15 protein-coding genes and 1 tRNA gene are annotated in these 19,577 nt (G+C 60.3%); 7 read left to right on the forward strand and 9 right to left on the reverse strand.

The features are described from left to right. Together BGC09_RS20200 and BGC09_RS20205 are read right to left on the reverse strand one after the other, a co-directional pair. Positions 1–2,151 (reverse strand): TIR domain-containing protein (locus BGC09_RS20200; RefSeq protein WP_069806018.1); only part of this gene is annotated, 2,151 nt, incomplete at its 3' end. Positions 2,152–2,438: 287 nt separating this feature from the next. Next, a tRNA-Arg gene (locus BGC09_RS20205) sits at positions 2,439–2,511 on the reverse strand. Positions 2,512–2,835: 324 nt separating this feature from the next. Between BGC09_RS20205 and BGC09_RS20210 the strand changes: the two genes are divergently transcribed. After that, positions 2,836–4,110: a M16 family metallopeptidase gene (locus BGC09_RS20210; RefSeq protein ID WP_069806019.1), complete on the forward strand. Its 1,275-nt coding sequence runs from the start codon at positions 2,836–2,838 to the stop codon at positions 4,108–4,110. A gap of 141 nt (positions 4,111–4,251) precedes the next feature. Here the strand turns inward: BGC09_RS20210 and BGC09_RS20215 are convergent, their stop codons facing one another. The 7 genes from BGC09_RS20215 to BGC09_RS20245 all read right to left on the reverse strand — a co-directional run bounded on the left by BGC09_RS20215 (position 4,252) and on the right by BGC09_RS20245 (position 12,998). After that, the gene (locus tag BGC09_RS20215; RefSeq protein WP_069806020.1) at positions 4,252–6,258 is read right to left on the reverse strand and encodes an ATP-binding response regulator; all 2,007 of its coding nucleotides are present in this window, start codon (positions 6,256–6,258) and stop codon (positions 4,252–4,254) included. Between the two features lie 144 nt (positions 6,259–6,402). Further along, positions 6,403–6,828 carry a hypothetical protein gene (locus BGC09_RS20220; RefSeq protein WP_069806021.1) on the reverse strand — a complete coding sequence of 142 codons (426 nt, stop codon included), beginning with the start codon at positions 6,826–6,828 and terminating at the stop codon, positions 6,403–6,405. Positions 6,829–7,209: 381 nt separating this feature from the next. Continuing rightward, positions 7,210–7,827 (reverse strand): cytochrome c oxidase subunit 3, encoded by a 618-nt coding sequence (locus BGC09_RS20225; RefSeq protein ID WP_069806022.1) that lies wholly within the window; start codon positions 7,825–7,827, stop codon positions 7,210–7,212. A 253-nt stretch (positions 7,828–8,080) separates the two neighbouring features. Continuing rightward, on the reverse strand, positions 8,081–8,353 hold the full coding sequence (gene ctaF, locus BGC09_RS20230) for an aa3-type cytochrome oxidase subunit IV (RefSeq protein ID WP_141727883.1): 273 nt from the start codon (positions 8,351–8,353) through the stop codon (positions 8,081–8,083). 296 nt (positions 8,354–8,649) lie between these two features. Next, complete coding sequence (ctaD, locus tag BGC09_RS20235) at positions 8,650–10,335, reverse strand: cytochrome c oxidase subunit I (protein WP_069806024.1); 1,686 nt, start codon at positions 10,333–10,335, stop codon at positions 8,650–8,652. A 219-nt stretch (positions 10,336–10,554) separates the two neighbouring features. After that, a complete protein-coding gene (gene coxB / locus BGC09_RS20240; protein WP_176728990.1) occupies positions 10,555–11,592 on the reverse strand; it encodes a cytochrome c oxidase subunit II in 1,038 nt (345 codons plus the stop codon). Between the two features lie 425 nt (positions 11,593–12,017). Next, positions 12,018–12,998 carry a cytochrome c oxidase assembly protein gene (locus tag BGC09_RS20245; RefSeq protein ID WP_069806025.1) on the reverse strand — a complete coding sequence of 327 codons (981 nt, stop codon included), beginning with the start codon at positions 12,996–12,998 and terminating at the stop codon, positions 12,018–12,020. 317 nt (positions 12,999–13,315) lie between these two features. On the opposite strand from BGC09_RS20245, the gene BGC09_RS20250 reads away from it, so the two are divergent. The 6 genes from BGC09_RS20250 to BGC09_RS20275 form a co-directional block, all read left to right on the forward strand. Beyond that, positions 13,316–15,172 (forward strand): heme o synthase, encoded by a 1,857-nt coding sequence (locus tag BGC09_RS20250; protein ID WP_084659174.1) that lies wholly within the window; start codon positions 13,316–13,318, stop codon positions 15,170–15,172. A 10-nt stretch (positions 15,173–15,182) separates the two neighbouring features. Then, a complete protein-coding gene (locus BGC09_RS20255) occupies positions 15,183–15,848 on the forward strand; it encodes an SCO family protein (protein WP_069806026.1) in 666 nt (221 codons plus the stop codon). Positions 15,849–16,188: 340 nt separating this feature from the next. Continuing rightward, positions 16,189–17,001, forward strand: a complete 813-nt coding sequence (locus BGC09_RS20260) for a BON domain-containing protein (protein ID WP_069806027.1) — start codon at positions 16,189–16,191, stop codon at positions 16,999–17,001. A 567-nt stretch (positions 17,002–17,568) separates the two neighbouring features. Next, the gene (locus BGC09_RS20265) at positions 17,569–18,159 is read left to right on the forward strand and encodes an ANTAR domain-containing protein (protein WP_069806028.1); all 591 of its coding nucleotides are present in this window, start codon (positions 17,569–17,571) and stop codon (positions 18,157–18,159) included. A gap of 169 nt (positions 18,160–18,328) precedes the next feature. Continuing rightward, positions 18,329–19,261, forward strand: coding sequence for a protein phosphatase 2C domain-containing protein (locus BGC09_RS20270; RefSeq protein WP_069806029.1), 933 nt, complete (start codon positions 18,329–18,331; stop codon positions 19,259–19,261). A 23-nt stretch (positions 19,262–19,284) separates the two neighbouring features. Then, on the forward strand, positions 19,285–19,577 hold a 293-nt coding region (locus BGC09_RS20275), incomplete at its 3' end, for a protein kinase domain-containing protein (protein ID WP_176728991.1).

A 19,577-nucleotide genomic window follows, 5' to 3' on the forward strand; every position in this document is an offset into this window, starting at 1 on the left:
AGTATCATCGCCTGATCCTAATACAGGTTCGCTATAGACACGTCCCAACAGGGCTAATATCTCGGCAAGTTTTTCTTCCATCAGCCTATAGGGAGTGCGCTCCAGCTCCTTGAAGAGGCGCTTCGGCAATTCGTACCGCAGCTTTGGCCGGTCGCGCAGCAGAGGCTGCGCCAGTAGGCAGCGTCCTGCCAGCAGCAGCTTGCTGTGAAAGAGATCCTCTGGTGGTGCCTTCTTACTGTCATGAAGCAGTGCGCGAAAGAGCGGCGTCGCATCGTTGACTGCTCCCGCATAGAGCAGCGTCACCTCTTCCCACCACGGATCACCCAGGTAGGGAAGCAGCAGCTCAACGCTGCCGCTCTCACTGACGTAACAGGCTGCGCAATACTCCTGCAGCGTCAGATGCAGAAAACCATAGAGATCCTGACCTTGCTCCCGCAACAGCCCGCTATCATCACTGAGTGCCTCCAGCACCTGCCTCGCCAGGTCTGGCCCGCCGGTCTGCCAGAGGCGCGGCAAAAACTCGGCGATCCACTCCTCCAGCGCCGCGCGTGGTGCATAGCGCCAGCCGCGAGCGTGCATATGCCAGGCCAGCTCATAGAGCAAATGGCGATGGTGATCGGGGCGCAAATGTACCGGGCCGCCCATTCTTCGGATATTGCGCTCACGATCCCAGCGCTCCAACAGGAGCGTCACACACTCCCGATAGAGCGCCGCGCGCCGCGCCGGCAGCTCACCGCTCTCCTCATAGAGGAGGACGATCAGCGTCAGCAGTAGCGGATTGGCCGCCAGCGTCAACAGATGCGGCTGTTGGAGCAACTCATCCAGCAGGCGCTTACCCTCAGCTCGCGCTTCGGGCCTACCGTTCCCCTCCTGGGCAAACCAGCGCTGGACAAACTGCTCAATCTCCTGCTGGCGAAAATCGAGCACATCCAGCTCATCGAAGCCAGTCAGGCGGCGATGCAAGCGATAGCCGGCGCGACGGGCCGTCACCACCACCGCCGAGCGATTGGCCAGCCGCTGCACCGCCTCCACCACCCGGCGATAGCTCTGCCCGGCCTCCTCTGGCGACTCACCAATCAGGGTCTCATCCAGCGCATCCAACAAAAAGAGCGTCTTGCCCTCCTCCAGGCGCGTGCGCAGATAGAGGGCTACCTCCTCCTCCTCAAGTCCGTAGTCTCGGTAATCGCGCGTCAGGCGCCAGATCGCATAAGTTAACAAATTCTCCTGACCCGAGGCTGCAAAAGCATTCAGGCTCAGATAGATTGGCACCGGAGGCAAAGCCGGAGCCTCGCCGCGCAGAATGCAGATCGCCAGATGGCGCAGCAGCGTCGTCTTACCAGCCCCTGGGTCGCCCAGTATCACACAGCGCGAATGGCGGTGGACCGCCTCCTGTGGCTCCAACGCCTCCCCGAAACGCCGCTCCAGCCGCCGTCGTTGGCGTCGCCGCACATGCAGATGATCAAACTGTTCCCCTTGCTCCTCGGGACCGAGATAGCGGATCTCCGGCTTCTCGTGCAGACGCAGACGGATATAAATCCGCTCGATCGGGAAAGCCGTACGCATCCCCAGCACCTGCAGCAGGGTCAGACTGCGGTCCCCCAGCAGCGCCCGTCGATAACGCTCCTCCACGCGGGCGCAGAGCGCCTCAAGCCCCTCCTTGCCCATCTCTCTGGCAGCTTCGGCCTGCCCTTCCTCGTCCGCCTCCAGCACCGCACAGATCGCTTTCACCACCCTGACCCAGAGCTGGTCGCGTTCAGCCCGCCTCAGCTCCGCGCAGCTCTTTTCATTCATAAATTTCAACTTTTCGAGAGGCGTCCCCTCTAGAGGACAGGCCCGTGCCCGCACGGGAATCAGAAGAAGCCCCCCCAGCTGTCCCCGTCGCCAAAGCACATTAAGCTCCTTATGCTCCTCGTTCCGCCCACTCAACAGCTCTGCACTCACCAGCACCACCGCCACCTGAGCCTGCCGGGCAGCCTGCCCCACCTCCTGGGAGGGCACCCGTCCGGCGGGCACATCGAGCGAGGCGAAGCAACGCAGGCGCGAGCGCAGAGCGGGTGTCTGCAAATGATTTCTCAATTCCTCCACGAAGCGCCTATCGCGAGCCGCAGCACACAGAAAGACCAGAGCCGTCTTCGTCTCAGCCGCCGTCATAGCCGATCGATCACCTGCCTCGAGTCTGGAGATTCATCCTATCAACTCCTCATCGCATGATACTCGTCTATTTTAGCATAAGAACGGCCAACATCAATGGATTGCTCTAGAAGAAACTGGCGGCCAATCCAGTACTCAACGGTCATCTTGATGATTATAGACAAGAGCAGCTATATTGGCGCCAGTCGGTGGGACCACCCAGAGAAGAGACGCCAGGAACAGGCGAAGAGATCGGAGCAGCTGAAAGAGAGAAGATAGGAAGCTGACACGAGCTATAATGAAGAAAGTGGGGCCGAGAGGAATCGAACCTCCGACACGCGACTTAGGAGGTCGCTGCTCTATCCACTGAGCTACGGCCCCTTTTTGCTTGATCGGTGATGTAGATGCAGGAACGGCAATGTAAGCCAACGGCCTGCGCTGGTCAGAGGCAAAGCGCACACGCTACCAGTCATAGGCCAGAGAACAGACTGGTTTCATCCTAGCATGCTCTTGGGGTCCTGTCAAGCGCCAGGCGCGGTGCCCGTAACAGCTGGCGGGCGGGGGATGGCAGAGCGCAATGAACCATCGCCAGCGCAGCCCGAGGGGCGAGGCCCCTCTCCCTCTATTTGACAGCCGCTCTTGGCAGGGGCTATCATGCTAGAAAAAAGGACATATGAGGCTCCTGTTTACGCGGAGGAAGAGAGCATGACAGACTCCATCACCGTCGGTCGGGACGTCTTCCATACCCACCGCCTCAGCAACGGCCTGCAGATCGTGGGTCAGAGCATGCCCGACTTCGAATCGGTCTCCATCGCCTACTACGTGCGCACCGGCTCGCGCGACGAGCACGACCCGGCCATCGAGGGCGTCTCACACTTCCTCGAACACATGGTTTTCAAAGGCACGCGCCACCTCGACTGGCAGCAGATCACCCTGGAATTCAACAAAATCGGCGCCGAACTGAACGCTTTCACCTCTCACGAGGCCACCATGTATTTCGCCCGCGTCCTCGACGAATACAGCGAGCGCGCCCTCGAACTCCTCAGCGACATGATGTATCCGCGTCTGGCAGAAAGCGACTTCGAAACCGAAAAAGAGGTCATCATCAACGAGATCGCCCGCTCCGAAGACCAGCCCTACAACCTGGCCTTCCGCCGCCTGGCCCAGACCTACTTTAACGGCCATTCCCTGGCCCATGACGTCCTCGGCTCTCGCGAAAGCATCCGCAACATGCGGATCGAGCAAATGCGCGACTACTGGCAGCGCCGCTATGGCGCCAGCAACATGATTCTGGCCGTCGCTGGCAACTTCGACTGGGAGCGCTTCGTCGCACGCGCCGAGCAGCTTTGCAGCGACTGGCGCAGCGGCGAGAGCGGACGCGAGCCGCAGCCCTACGAACCAGCGCACTCCATCAACAACGTCATCGTTGACCCGCGCCTCAAGCAGCAGATCATCCTGCTCGCCATGCCCTGCGTCAGCATCCAGGACCCCGACTACTACGCTGCCGCCCTTGGGGGCAGCATCCTGGGGGACACCGACGGCTCACGCATCTACTGGAACATCCATCAAAAGGGCCTGGCCGAATCGGCCAGCGCCGGCCTGTGGGCCCTCGAAGACACCGGCATGCTCCTACTCGAAGCCAACTCTACCCCCGAAGAGGCCCCGCGCGTCCTGCGTCTCCTGCGCGCCGAGCTTGAGAGCCTACTTGAGGATGGCATCTACGAAGACGAACTGCGCCGCGCCAAGGATAAATGGATCAGCAGCATCGTCCTCAGCAGCGAATCGACCTTCACCCGCATGCGCACCCTGGCCTCGGATTGGGTCACCGAAGGTCGACTGATCAGCATCGATGAGGAAATCGAGCGCGTTGAGCGCGTCACCACCGACGACATCATGCGCACCCTGCAGCGCTTTCCCCTGCGCGAAAAACAGGTCCTGGTTGCTCTCGGTCCCTTGAGCGAAGAGCAGCTCCTCAACTGAGAGGACGTGACCACAGACACAGAGCACGCCGGCAGCCAGGCCTCATCTCCTGGCCTGCCCTACGCTCAAGCGGCAGTTGGGAAGGCGGCAAATGGGAGGGAGGGAGGAAAGGAGAGAGAGAGAGAAAGCAAGGAGCCGGGCTCAGCCGGGCAGACGGGCCAGCTTATAGCCCACATCCGGCACCGTCAGAATATAGCGTGGATGGCGCGGGTCCGGCTCAATCTTGCGTCGCAAACGACTGATATAGACCCAGACAAAATCTATCTCGCGACTATACTCCGGTCCCCAAACCTTTTCGAGCAGCAGCTCATGGGTCATCACCATACCAGCATGCTGCGCCAGAGTGCTCAGCAAGCGATACTCCGTGCGACTCAACTGCACTGGCTGCCCGTTGACAACAACCTGATGCTGCGCATAATCAATCACCAAATCGCCCGTACGGAAGACGCGCTGATGCCTCGTCTCGGCAGCAGTACCATCCCCACCACGCCGACGCAGACGGCAGCGCACCCGCGCCAGTAGCTCGCGCAGATGAAAAGGCTTATAGACCAGGTCGTCCGCGCCAGCATCGAGGAGGCGAATCCCCTCCTCCTCATGACCGGCAGCACAGAGAGCAATCACCGGCGTCTCCGCAAATTCGCGCAGACGGCGCAGCAGTTCCAAAGCCGGAATATCGGCCAGATCAGCCAGCAAGATCAAGTCTGGCTCCTGCAGATCCAGCACGCGGAAGAACTGAGCGCTATGAGTTGCCAGCTGCACCTGACAGCCCTGCTCCTCCAGATGAGCGCGCAGATAGCGAGCAATACGCGCATCCTGCTCAGCCAGCAAAACGGAAGCCAGGCGCTCGCGGCGCAAGCTCGGCCCCTGACTCTGAACCGAGGCACTTGCAGAAGCCAGAGCAGGCAACGCCTCCGTTGTCAAAGCGCCAGCTGGAAGCTCTTCCGTCACCCGCAGTGGCAGGGTGAACGAGAAAGTCGCCCCCTGGCCCGGGCCAGGGGAATCGGCCCAAATGCGCCCCCCATGCGCCTCAATGGTCGCGCGGGCCACAGCCAGCCCGAGACCGCTCCCCTCCTCCTCGTCCTCAGCCTCCTCGCGCGGCAAGCGATAGAAGCGCTGAAAGATATGCTCCAGATGCTCCTGTGGAATGCCGAGGCCCTGATCCGTAATGCTTACACGCAACTCAGCGCCCTCGACCTCCACCTCTAGACGAATGGTTCCCCCGCCAGGCGAATAGCGAACCGCATTATCCAGCAAATGATTAAGCGCTTGCTCTATGCGCAAAGGATCGCAGGGCACCGGAGGCAAGGAAGGGGGCAGGCGTAGAATAAAGCGATGGCCGGGAGCCGAGCGCTCCCGCTGTTCCACCAGGCGGCGCAGCAACTCCTCAAACTGCACCTGAGCCAGGCGCAGCGTCTGTGTCCCACTATCGAGCCGCCAGACATCCAGGAGCGTATTCAGAATCTCATGCAAGCGATCGGCCTGAGCATCGATCATCTCCAGCATTTCACGCTGCACAGCCGGGTCCCAGCGGCGCGACGAACCGAGCAAGGTAGTCGCACAGCCCTTAATAATCGCCAGGGGCGTTTTCAGCTCATGAGCCGCCAGAGCCAGCGCCTCTGAACGGGCCTGAGCGGCCTCGCGCTCCAGCGTAATATCCTCCAGAAGGAGGCCCCGCCCCAGCAAGCGACCTTCGTCGCCGTGGATGGGGAAACTGTGCACGCGGAGCCAGCGGACCGCCGCATCTACCAGAGCCAGATCCGTCGAAGCCTCCTGCTCCGGATGCTCCCAGAAGCGATCAAGGATCTCCCGAGCGCGTTGGGGGTCGGCAGCCCGCGCCAGCAAACGCGCGCGTACATCCACCGTCGACCCGACAACCAGCTCATGGGCTTCGCAGCCTAGCAGCTCACGCGCCCGCCTGTTCGCGCAGGCCAGCCGCCCACGCTGGTTCAAGAGCAGCAAGCCACTGCCGAGATTCTCCGCGACTGTTGCCAGGATCGCCTGGGCAGTAGAGGGCCTCAGCGTAGAGGTAGCCGATGCCCAAGAGAGAGCAGCATCAGACGCAGGGCAGGTGAGGAAGGTCATACACTCTTCAGCAGAGCGACGGTCAGCGCTGGCCATGTCCGCCCCATCTCTGGCGGCGCGCTCCATGAAACGAACACCTTTCCGCATTGCTGGTACGATCGATGAGTACTCATGAATATTCTAGCAAGGCGGTCAAGGTTCAAGGCAACCTGAACCTCTCAAGGAGAGAGCCAGCATGGTGCCCGGAGCGCTCGCGCACGGGAAGGAGGACTAATGCAGACTGGCCAGTCCCACAATCAATAAAAGATGCAAGAGCATGCCAATGATGAGCGTCCACGCAATAAACATAATGGCGCGATGATCATGGACAAAGCGCCGAACATGAGGAGCTGAGGAAGCAGAAGCCGGGCGTCGCTCAGCAGCGACCAGACCCAGGGCAATGCGCAGACGCAGGGGTGAGCGCACCGGCGAGCGACTCATCTCAGCGAGCAGCGCACGATAGCACTCACGACACAACACCCAGGACTGACGCGGCTCGGGCGCACCCTCGGGCTCCGTGACCGCAATGGCCTCCAGCGGGATGCGCTGCGTACAGACCGAGCAATTGCGGATAATGCGCTTTCTCGCCCGTGGTGACTGCGTACCCTCGTCGATGCTGTGCGAAGACAAGCTGCCGCTATGCTTAACCTCTCCCATGAGTGGCGATTCCTTTCCAAAGCTCGCCGGTCCAATCAGCACTTCGCTCGCGATCAAGGGACGATCGCAGGCAGGGACCTTTTCCCCCACGTCTCTAATTGTATCACATCATCGGAAGGGTTACGCACCAACACCAAGCAAGCAAGGGCGTCTTCAAGCGAGCTGGGAGCCGCCAGAACGCCCTTGCTTATCAGTCTGACAGTGGTATGCTACTGCTGTTCGGAACTGGGGGGACAGGTCAAGCTGCACTCCTTTGGCCGGTGCCAGCCGGGCTGGCCTGGTCCAGAACTCGGTCGGATCGCACACAACCCACCAGCTCAGGCCATAAGGGTCATTGACGCCGCCTGCCTGACACCCTCCGCGCCGTTTCCCTTCGCACTGCTACCCGCGCAACAGCGGAAGCAAGTAGACAATGCTGAAGACAAAGATCCAGACCACATCAACGAAGTGCCAGTACATCTCGCCGGCCTGGAAAGCGAAATGCCGCTCTTTTGTAAAGTGGCCGTTCAACGCGCGCACAAAGACGATCAGCAGGAAGATCAAACCAACGGTCACATGCAGACCGTGGAAGCCAGTCAGCGTAAAGAAGGCCGAGCCAAAGAGCTGGCTCTGGGGCGTGAAGCCTTCGCTGATCAGCGAGCTATACTCGTAGACCTGGCCACCCAGGAAAATAGCCCCCATTACAATCGTCGCCAACAAGCCCCAGATCAGGCGCTGCTGGCTGCCCTTCTCGATGCCCTTGGCAGCAATATAATGAATGGGCGCACTACTCCCCAGCAGAATGACTGTATTGATGAGCGGATACCAGATCTCACTAGGCAGGCGCCAGCCGTGACCGCCCTGGCGAATCTCCAGATAGAGATAGGCAGCGATCAGGTTCGCGAAGATCAGCGCCTCCGAGGCGATGAAGAACATCATGCCCCACCAGCCGAGGCTGCGCCCACCTTCATCATGCACCTGCTCCAGGGCAGGTATCCCCTCGCGATAGGCAACACTCATACCTCGAAATTCTCCTGACTGTTCTCTCTCCAAGAAGCTCAACAGAGGTGATCTTGCCGGCAACCCCTCAGCGCGAAGCTAACCCTGGCAAGATCGCCAGCATCTGACGCTGGCCAGCCGTCGATAGATGGACAGATAGACAGCGCGTCCAGCGCACGCATGCCCAGGTGTTGCGCGAGAGCAGATCAAGCAGCCGACAAAAGAAGCCAGACCACGCAGCACTGTCGCGCCTCCTCCGCTCTCTCAACCTCACCTAATAGCGCTCCAGGCCCCAACCGACCACGGCCACCACGATCAGCAAAGCGCCGATGACCAGCACAGCAGGATGAGTCACTACACCCAAACAGGCCAGCGCGATGGCCAGAGCCAGCACGAAGGGCCAGAGACTGGCATGAGGGCCGCGAGGGGTTCTGGCGCGAGACGGGCGACCCTGCGACTGCTCACTGGCCCCTTCAGGCGCTGGTCGCGGCTGCTCTTCGTTCGCTGCCGCCGCCTCACCGCTCTTCTCCTGCGGCTGCTGCTGCATCTTGGCGCTCCCAGGATTACCTGGCCTTCTCTTGTCCTCCTCCTCCTGCACTTGCAGGCCCTCATCTTCAATTGGAGGCCTGTCCTTCTGCTTTTCCTCGTTAATCACAGTACGCCTCTCTCGTGCGATAGCCGGGCCGGCTCATCCAGAGACAGGCGAGATAGCCCTTCCCAGGGTGAGCGCGCCGGCTCCCGCCTGTCGCAGCGGGCCAACGGAAGCACAACCAGCGCAGCCAGTCAGCCCGGGCGCCAGCAGGAAGACGGCGCTGCTCACAGGCGCTCAGCATCGCTCTACTCTCAATGGACGGCCACCTTCCAGTCTGCCGTCTCCGGATTCTTCTTATCGTAGAACGGGCGGCGGCTGCGCACCACAGGGATCGTCTTAAAGTTGTAGGGCTCCGGCGGAGAAGCCGTATCCCACTCCAGCGTGAAGGCATCCCAGGGGTCGCTGCCTGCCGACTGACCCTGGCGCAGGCTTGTCACGAAGTTGAACAAGAAGACCAGGATCGCCGCCGCGATAATGAAGGCGCCGACCGTCTCCAGCAGATTCAGCTCATTCCAGCCCAGATCGGGAGCATAGGTATAGATGCGGCGCGGCATCCCGAGCAGGCCCAGAATATGCATCGGGAAGAAGGTCACATTCACCCCGATCAACATCAGCCAGAACTGGATCTGGCCCAGGCGCTCATTCAGCAGTTTGCCCGTCATCTTCGGGAACCAGTAGAAGATGGCCGAGAAGATCGCAAAGACCGCCCCGCCGAAGAGCACATAGTGCAGGTGAGCGATCACAAAGTAGCTATCGGTCACCTGATAGTCGAAGGGCACGATCGCCAGCGCCACCCCATTCAGGCCGCCAATCAAGAACATGGCCACAAAGCCCAGAGCGAACAGCATCGGCGTCTTGAACGAGAGCTTTCCGCCGTAGATCGTCGCCAGCCAGTTGAAGATCTTGACCGCCGTCGGGATAGCGATCAAGGTCGTGCTGGTCGCGAAGAACGCCTGAGCCACCACTGGCAGGCCCACAGCGAACATATGGTGCGCCCAAACCGTAAAGCTCAGGAACCCGATAGCGACCCCCGACCAGGCCACGAAGGTATAGCCAAAGATCGGCTTGCGCGAGAAGACCGGCAACACCTCCGAAACGATACCGAAAGCCGGAAGAATCAGGATATAGACCTCCGGGTGGCCGAAGGACCAGAAGAGATGCTGCCACAGCAGCGGATCACCATTGAAGGCCGCCTGATAGAAGTGTGTTCCCAAATGACGATCGAGCAGCAGCAAGCCCGCAGCTGCGGTCAGGCTGGGCAGGGCAAAGAGCAGCAGGAAGGACGTGACCAGCGTCATCCAGACAAAGAGCGGCATGCGGTTAATCGTCATGCCCGGCGCGCGCAGCTTGAAAATGGTCACCACGAAGTTCAACGCGCCCGAAACCGACGAGATACCCAGCAGCAGCACGCCCAAAGCCCAGAAATCCATATTGATCGAGGGCGTCGCCGGGATGCAGTTCACCCCTTGCACACCGCACTCAGTCAAAGGAGCATAAGCGAACCAGCCGCCGTCTGGTGCCGCATGGAACACGAAGCTGGACTGGAGAAAGAGGCCACCGAAGAGTACAATCCAGTAGCCAAAGGCATTGAGGCGTGGAAAGGCCATGTCGCGCGCCCCAATCATCAGCGGCACCACGTAGTTACCGAGACCTGTGAACATCGGCATCACGAAGAGGAAGATCATCGTGGTGCCATGCATCGTAAAGATCTCGTTATAGGTCTGGGGATCGAGCACCTTGCCGTCCGGCAGCGCCAGCTGAGTTCGGATCAGCAACGCCTCCAACCCGCCGACCACGAAGAAAAAGAAGGCCGTGACCATGTACATGATCCCGATCTTCTTATGATCGGTGGTCGTCAGCCACTGGCCAAGATATGTCTCGCTAAAGCGCTTCTGTCGGACCAGAGCAGGACGCTCAACAATGGTACTGGTTGCCATGGAAAATCCTCCGAATATCCAATCAGCCCCTTCAGGCAAACCGGGGAGTGGCCAGCTCTCTCACTGAGAGGCTGGCAGGCGGCAGACAGAGCCACCGCCCGGCGCGCGATCAACTTGCTCGCTCCTGGCTCATGGCCTGACTGCCCCCGCGTCGCGTGCCCGTCAGGCAGGTGGCCGGTGACCTATCTATCGAAAAAGCTCTTCTCTAGTATTATCGTTTTACTTCAGGCTTTCCAGATAGGCCACCAGGTCATTGACCTCGGACTGGGAGAGTCCGAGATTGGGCATATCATTCCCCGGCTTCACCGCCTGCGGATCATGCAACCACTTCGCCAGGTTTTCAGGCGTATTCTTGAGCACGCCGCCGGCGATCAAATCACGGCTTCCAAAGTGTGTCAAATTGGGGCCGACCAGCGTTTGCGGCTGCGTATTGAAATCGTTGAGGTTGACCCCCACGATCCCGTGGCAAGCCGTGCACCCTTTCGACTTGAAGAGCGCCAGCCCGCGCGCATACTGCGGATTATTAGCTGCCGCTTGCTGCTGGCCACTCACCCAGGTGGCAAACTGGTCCGGCGGCAGCGCAATCACATTAAAGGCCATGTTGGCATGCTGCAGGCCGCAGTACTCGGCGCACTGGCCGTGGTAGGTTCCGGGCTTATCGACGCTAAACCACTTCTCGTTGTCGTGCCCAGGCACCACGTCGGTCTTACCCGTCAGATTGGGCACCCAGAAGCTATGGATCACATTGTTCGAATAGAGCTTGACATGGACCACGGTCCCCGTCGGCACCACCAGATCATCAGCGGTAATGACCTTCTGGGTCGGATAGTCGAACTCCCACCACCACTGATGGCCGACCGCTGTGACTTCTAACTGCTGCCCACCTGTGGGGATGGTATCGACCTGGAACATGGTGCGGATCGTAAAGACCAGCACCACAAAGAGGAAGATCGAGGGCGCCACGGTCCACACAATTTCCAGGGTCGTGTTCCCATGAATCTGGCGCGGCGTCGGCATCCCCGGACGCTCGCGGAAGCGAATGATCGACCAGATGAGAATCCCCTCGACAACCACAAAGACAAAGGTGGCCACACCCAGGATAAACCAGAAGAGATTGGCCTCATCCTGCGCGACCGGCCCCGCCGGGTTGAGGATCGAGGGATTGCCGCCACAGGCGGCGAACAGGAGCGAGGATAAGAGCAACGTCAGGAGCAGCAGCCCCCAACGTGTTTTCCCTCGAAATAACGGTATCCTCACTGCTCGCACTCCTCAATTAGACACAGATTAGCGCTCTAGATAATTATAGGGCTGCCCCGCGAGGGCCTTCAACCAGAGCGCGGGCCTCTCCGCTCGCCTCGCCGGCCTTTCCTCCTCTTCGATCCAACCCACTTCGTCAGAGTCCGGCCTTCTTTCATCGCACTGCCGCAGGCGCAGGCCCGCTGGCCAGCAAGCGCGCCAGCAGCGCAGCGCCAGCAAAGCAGCCCGGCGACCTCTCTTGTCCTCGCATCGCTTACGGGCAGCGGAGGTCAGGCGACAGAGCAGGCCCAGTCTGGCCGATCAGTCTAGCGCCCTTCCCTGACAGAGAACTTGCAGGACCGAAAAGGAACCTTACAGCCGCCTGAATGCGGCTCCTCCGCAGCCCAGGCGCCGCCTGCCGGCCTTCTTTCGTCAGTCGCAGCCAATCAAGCCTGCGGCTCGCCAGGGCGCTCGCGTCTGGCAGAAGAGGGCAGGCTGAACCCCGTCCCTCGGCTCTCGTTCTGGCTCAGGTCCTCGCCTCGGCGCTCTGTATCGGCACCGCCCTCACCGCTCCCCTGGTCAAGCAGCGATGGCCTCCGCAGCTCTTCCTCTTCTCGCTGCCAGGCCAGGCGCTCGCGCTCCTCTTGCCGCCGCTCTTGCTCCAGCATCCAGCGAATAAAGAGGACGCTCATCAGCACAATCACCAGAATATTGGCCGGCACCCACATGATCAGTCCGCCAAGCTGCTGATCCGTGGCCGCAGAGATTCCCCAGATACGCGGCGCCGCCAGGTAGGGAGCGTAGAGCGGCGGCACAAAGGTCAATCCTGCCCCCAGCAGGACCATCGGCATCCCACTGAGGAAGAGATAGAGCACCTGGCCCGGTAAGGGCAGCGGCCCCAGCTCACCCTCCAGCGGACTCAACACTGGCCACCAGAATAGGAAGCTGAAGACAATAAAGGTTATATGCTCAAAAACATGGATGCCTTCATTCTCCAGGGTAGCGTCGTAGAGCGGCGGCGCATGCCAGAGAAAGATGTCCGCGTTGAAGAGAAAGAAGGTGACGACAGGCAAGGTCAGCACCCTGGCCAGTCTGAACAGCAGGCGGTTGCGCAGGAGGGGGGCGAGAAGCCAGCTAGGTATCCCCCAGAGCATCATCGGCGGAGCCACTAAGGTGATCAGCAGGTGCTGCACCATATGGGCACTGAAGAGATAGTCATCCCCCAGCTCATCAAGCGGCGATACCAGGGCCAGCAAGATGACCAGCACTCCCAGCAGAAAGATGACCACCCGGCTACGCTGAACTGGCGGCCCCAGGTCGTACTGCCTGCGCAGCGGCCCAATGGCGTAGAGATAGAGAACAGCAATCGCTACGCAGCCGACTACTACCGAAGGAATGAAATGCCAGGCTCTCAGCCAGAAGTCCATTGCCCCGCTCCCATTGCGCGATGATCGTACCCTTGCAGGAACCCAGAGCAGCGGCTCTGCTTACTTCGCTCCGTCGCCCTGTTCTCCGATAATGTCTAAGAGCGCTTGGCTCGCCTGCCGCCAAACTGCTCTTAGATACTATAGCAAGGGAAAGCAGCGGCGACAACAGCATTCAGGTAACTGTAAGGTCAGCCTCCTGGCCTGTAAGGGCAGTATCAGGTTCAGGTCTGACAATACGGACAACGCTCTGAAGTTGACTGGACGAAGCGGGCTATTATTTACCTGTAGAGACTCTTGATCGGGAGCCTGTAGCTGTTATGAAGATGATACGCCGTATCGCATGGGTCGCGGTTGGTTTCACATATTTTTTGGTGGCACTGGGGGGAACGGTGCGGGTCAACGATGCCGGCCTGAGCTGCCCCGACTGGCCGCTCTGCTATGGCCGGCCCTTTGTCTTTCCCGACATCCGTACCCTGCTTGAGGAGTCACACCGCTATACGGCATCGATCGTCAGCGTCTTGATCGTGGCCCTGGCCATCTGCGCTCTGCTCTGGGCACGTAAGGAGCGGCAGGTCCTTGTGCCCGCCCTGATCGCTCCGGCCTTACTGGTGGTGCAGATTGTGCTGGGAGGGCTGACGGTGCTCTGGAAGCTGCCCCCCGAGATTATTACCGCTCACCTGGCCACGGCCCTGGCGATCTTCGCGACAGTGATTACGATCGCGGTGATGGCAGGCCAGCCCTCTCCAAGTCAGGAGCATCCAGCGCAGACACGCCGTTTCCTGCGTCTGGCAGTGACAACGGCCCTGCTGGTCTACGGCTTGATGTTGAGCGGTTCCTACGTAGTTGGCAGCGGTGCGACCTTCGCTTGTACGAGCTGGCCCCTGTGCGGCCAAACGCTTCCCGGCATGGCCCGCCTGGGCGACATTAACACCCTCCACCGCCTGATCGCCACAATTGTGGGGCTGGTGGTGGCCTGGACCCTCTACACGGCCTGGCGGCGGCGCCGTGTTGCTCCCGGGCAGGCTCGCGTAGCTGTCGCTGCCGCCTTGCTCTTTGTCTTGCAGTCCCTGATCGGTGGAACCATCCCCCTGCTCGGTAGCGGCTCGCTGCATTTCGGCAGCATTGCTAATCAGGATGCAGCTACCTTTATGCGTGGCCTGCATCTGGCAGTGGCCAGCGCCGTTTGGGGCCTGCTGGTGTTGCTGGCTGCGTTGGCCGCTCGCCAGTTGCGCGCTGCTCCCCAGGGCGCCGAGCTAGAGCAGCTGGAGGCCGCGGAGGCGGCTGCCCGCGAGAGCGTCAGCCCTCTGCGCCAGACCATCTCGGGCTACATTGATTTGATGAAGCCCCATGTGACAGTGCTGCTGCTGGGAACAACCGCAGCGGCCATGGCCATCGCCTACCAGGGCCTGCCCCCCCTGGGCCTGACAGTCGCCACCTTGCTGGGCGGCGCTCTGGCCGCGGGTAGCGCCAATGCCATTAACTGCTACTACGATCGCGATATCGATAGCATCATGTCCCGCACGTCACGCCGCTCTCTTCCCGCCGGGCGCGTGCGGCCACGCCAGGCCCTGATCTTCGGTGTTGCACTAGGCGTGGCCTCTTTCCTGATTCTGGACCTCTTTGTGAACCTGCTGAGCGCGGTGTTGGCCTGCGGCGCCATTCTCTTCTACGTGGGCGTCTACACCATGTGGTTGAAACGCACCACGGCCCAGAATATCGTCATTGGGGGAGCCGCCGGCGCAGTTCCTGTTCTCGTCGGCTGGGCGGCGGTTACTGGCACAATCTCGCTGCCAGCGATCTGGCTCTTCGCCATCATTTTCTACTGGACACCACCCCACTTCTGGGCCCTCTCTCTCTTGATCGAGAAAGACTACGAGAAGGCCCATGTGCCGATGCTCCCGGTGCTCTTTGGCGAGCAGGAGACGCGCAAGCAGATTTTCCTCTACTCGCTGCTGTTGCTGGCCGTAACGCTGGTGCTCTTCGCCATGCGGGCAATGAGCTACCTCTATCTGGTGGCAGCCCTGGTACTGGGAGGCATCCTGGTGTATATGGCCCTGCGCCTGCTGTGGGACAGGCAGTCACGACGCTGGGCTCGCACCCTGTTCTGGTATTCTAATTGCTACCTGGCGATGATCTTCGCCGCAATGGTGTTGGATCGCGTCATCTTCCACTAGGAGCTGAGTCGTGAGGTGGCTGAACTGGCGTCTGGCTTCGCGCCTTTCGGTATTGACAATGGCCTTACTGGTAGTGCTTGTGGTGGCTGTGCTGAACTCGCGAGCCGGCCAGGGGGGAAGCGCTAACGGCCAACCTGCAGGCCAGCCCACCACTGGCAGCCCGGGGCTGCAGGGGACGCTGCTCGATGGCCGACCTGCCCCTGGTTTCCAGCTCACCGATCAGTTCGGTCGCAGCGTCTCGCTGGCAGACTTTAAGGGGAAGCCGGTGGTGATCACCTTCCTCTATACCCATTGCCCAACGGTCTGCCCCGTGACCGCCGATAAGCTGCATACGGTCATGCAGCAGCTCGGCAGCGATGCCCAGCGCGTGGCGGTTCTGGCCGTAAGCGTCGACCCGGTAGGCGATACCCAGGCCGCCGCTCTGGCCTTTTCGAATACTCATAAGATGACCTCTTATTGGCATTTCTTGATCGGCTCGCGCTCGGCTCTCTCGCCTATCTGGCGCGCCTATAGTATCGATGCCGAGGCGGCCACCGCCAATAGCAGCAGCGGCCCGGTATCTCATACCGCCGTGCTCTACGTGGTGGATAAACAGGGACGCGAGCGCGTTCTCTTGGGCGATGATTTCATCCCTTCCCAGCTGACGAGCGACCTGCAAACGCTGCTTAAGGAGTAGCGCTAGCACAGCATAGCATGCCTCGCTCTTTGCATGGGACTGGCTGGGATCGCAGGCCCCAGCAGCAGGACGCCAGGCACACAGGCCAGGACAACCAAATAGACAGGCGCCGCCTCGCCGGCGATCGGCATGCACAAGGAGAGGGTGGTGAGGCACGGCTCTGTACAGACAGAAGCGCAGCGAAGAAGCTGGCTGCCGCCACTGCCTGGAGCTGTGGGACCTGGCTTGCAAGAATGCTCCTCTCCTGCTATCCTTAGAAATGGAGGGGACTCTTGCAATCTGTCCGTGCTCGTACGCTATTTATTCTGCAATAGAAAGATTTCGCGGAGATGCGATAAGTATGGAAACTCACCTGCAAGGCATCAATCTCGCGACAGGTGACCTGACCGCTACGCTCCTTCCTGCCTACGAGGAGGAGCATGAGGGAACAGGAGAGCATCACCTGCCTATCCCTAGCTACTGGCCGCTGATCGCCAGCGTGGCCATCTTTGTGACCTTCATCGGCCTGCTGATCATTAATCAGACGCCGGTGCTGGCTTTGCTCGGTGCGCTGGGCACGCTCATCGGAATCGTCGGCTGGGGTCTGGAAGACCCGCAGGCTTATGCTCACGCTGAGACTTACCCCGGTTTCGGTGTCGCCACTGCCGAGGGCGAGGTCAGCCCGCTGGCCGAGGCGGTGCGCGAGCAGGCGCAGGAAATTGTCGATCGCCTGGTGGTACGCGGCGATCTGGCCTGGAGTGCCCACCCGGTCAACGTAGAGGTGGAGCAGGAAGGCGTGGTCCTGGCCCTCTACGGGAAGGTGGAGCTGGAGGCACAGAAACAGGCTATCGAGGCAGAGATTCGTAAGCTGCCTCATGTGATCGACGTGCGCAACTTTATTATCGCTGAGGACGCCATCCTCAACGAGGCCAACCGTCGCATTGCTCAGCTACAAGAGGCGGGCAAGCTGGAAGGCGCTACAGATCTGCGGGTGCTCGTTGAAAACTATGTTCTCCACCTCTACGGTGAGGTGCCTACGCGCCAGATGAAGTACTTGCTGGAGGATGAGCTGATCCAGATCCCCGGTGTGCGTGTGGTGGTGAACCACATTGGCTTGAATGAGGATATCCCGGGCGAACTGGGCCGCACAAAGGGGAAGGTCGGCAAAGGCTAGTCTTCTGGCAGGGAGACCCCCTTCTCCTGCGCAAAGACTGGCCGCTCCCATCCTGAGCGCTGAATGGAATGCACCTGTGAGTCGACCGCAGGGCCTGTCTCTCTGGCTGGCGTTGGCGTTGGCGTTGGCGCAGGCGCCTGGTAGCCAGGAGAACGAGCAAGAAGACAGCAGGAGTCTTTGCTCTTAATTGATGAGAGTCCTGTCTCTTCCATGCCTACGACCTTGCCTGGCTGGATGGCCAGGCGCTTTGCAGGTTCCTCTTGAACTGAGACGCCGAACGTACAAGCAAGGCGAGCAAAAGTTGCTGCTTTTGCTCGCCTCCTTTCTTCCTGGCGTACCAGAAGGACACACCCCGGGGTCTGCCACACTGACCGCTAGCCCTGTCCGGCTCCTTGCTGCCCGTCCTGCCAGAGACGAGCACCTGTAACCGCCGGCTGGGCCGAAACGTATCCTTTAGAAGAAGGGGATGACGACAGTACCAGCCAGGTCAGCAACAGCACGCCAGCTGGTACAGGAGCCGAGGAGAAGTGGCGGACCGGACGCCGCTGAGCAGGAGGCCAGAGAGCAATGGCAGATCTCTCCAGCCGAAGTCGAACAGTACTGGTGATCGAGGCAGAGGCGCCCCTGCGACGTCTGATCGCCCTGGGCCTGCAACAAAAGGGGATTATGGTCATCGCAACCGCTCCTCAGCACTGGCCCTCTCTCTCACCTGATTGGCAGCCAGGACTCGTGATCGTCGACCTCGATCGGCGACGCCGACAGGACGTTTCTCTTCTGCAAATCGCGCGCATACAAGCGCAGGTTGCCGGAGTACCAATCATTGCTTTGTCCTGGGAAACACCTCCTTTCTCACAGGATGAAGCGATGTTGTACGTGCGTAAGCCTTTCGATGCGCGTTTTCTGTATGCCCTCATCGAAGAGCAGCTCTCGGCCCAGGCCGTGACCGCTGAGGCCACGATCCATCAGGCCAGTCTATGCCCCCTGGTAACGGCTGCTGGCCTGCTCCTGGTCATCATTGGCCTGCTGGGAGCATTGGTCATTGCAGGAATAGGTCTAGCGATTGCATTGGCTGCCCTGCTGTGGTGGACCCTGGGCCAGCAGCCACATGCTGACCTGCTCCCCCCCCGGCTACAACCTTCGCACCCATGCCACGTATAGACTAGTGTCAAGGCTAGATGATACAGTAATAAGAGTTTTCTGAACCTTTCTTTAACGATGTGGGTAGAGGTAGTCTGCGCCTTTCGCCTTTCTCTAAATATGCGTTATGCTATAGCAAATAAACAGAGAAATACAGGCAGAAAAGCCCGCCTGCATGAGGTACTCAACTATGTCATTGAAACTGCTTGCCGCGGATAAAACCGATGTCGGTCGGCAACGAGAACAGAACGAAGATTGTGCCTATCGGCGCATCAGTCCGGAGGGGGATGTCGCCCTCTTCATCGTCGCCGATGGAATGGGTGGCTACCGCGCCGGGGAAGTCGCCAGCCGCCTGGCGGTAGAAACGATCAGCCGGGCACTTGATAGCTTTTTCCAGCCGCTGAGCGAGCAGCCCACGCTTCAGCTTGCTCCTCCCCTGGAAGAGCAACCGACCGTGAAGCTGGTCCCGCCAGCCGAAGAGGCGCCCAAAGCGAGGAGCAGCCCGGAGGAAGTCCCCCCCCATCAGCCACTCACACCAGAGCAACAGGCCCGATTGACGGTCAAACTGCCTGAAACGCCACTGCTGCGCTCTGTCGAAGAGCGGCTTGTAAACGCCATCAGGCAGGCCAACAGCGCGATCATCCACCACGGCGAGCAGCGAAGAGAAGCCCGGGGACTGGGCTGCACCGTTACCGCGGCTCTGGTCTACCAGGGTACAGCCTATATTGCCAACGTCGGTGACAGCAGAACCTACCTGCTGCGTCATGGCCAGCTCAAGCCCTTGACGCGCGACCACTCGCTGGTGGCCAAGCTGGTCGAAGCACACCAAATCTCGCCCGAAGAGATTTACACCCACCCGCAGCGCAATCTCATCTACCGCTCGCTGGGGGCGGGCCGCCGGCAGGTCGAGGTGGACGTCTTTCAGGAGCGCCTCCAGCCCGGAGACATGTTGCTACTCTGTAGTGATGGGCTTTGGGAAATGGTCCGCGATCACGAAATCTGCAAAACCTTAAGCGAACAGAAGTCCCTTCAGGACATCTGCGATCAGCTGATCGCTCTGGCCAACGCACACGGGGGCGAAGACAACATCACAGCCCTTGTCGTGCGCGTCGAGGCGGCCTGAAGGCGATTGAGGAAGAAAGCGCTATGGCTCTCCCGATCGGCACAATTCTCGATGGCAAATTCCGCGTTGTGGATGTGCTCGGCGAAGGCGGCATGGGTACCGTCTACAAGGTCGAGCAGGTTGACCGTCCCGGCTTTTATCGCGCCGTCAAGGAGCTGCTCATCAACCCGGGAATGCCGGAGGAGGAGCGCAAGGCCGCTATCGAGCGCTTTAATAAAGAGATTGATTTGATGTTCAATCTCAAGCACCCTAATATTCCCTCGTTGATCGTCAGCTTCCAGGAACGAGGCAATTACTACTTCGTCATGGAATTTGT

This window comes from Thermogemmatispora onikobensis, from assembly GCF_001748285.1.
Classification (GTDB): Bacteria; Chloroflexota; Ktedonobacteria; order Ktedonobacterales; family Ktedonobacteraceae; genus Thermogemmatispora; species Thermogemmatispora onikobensis.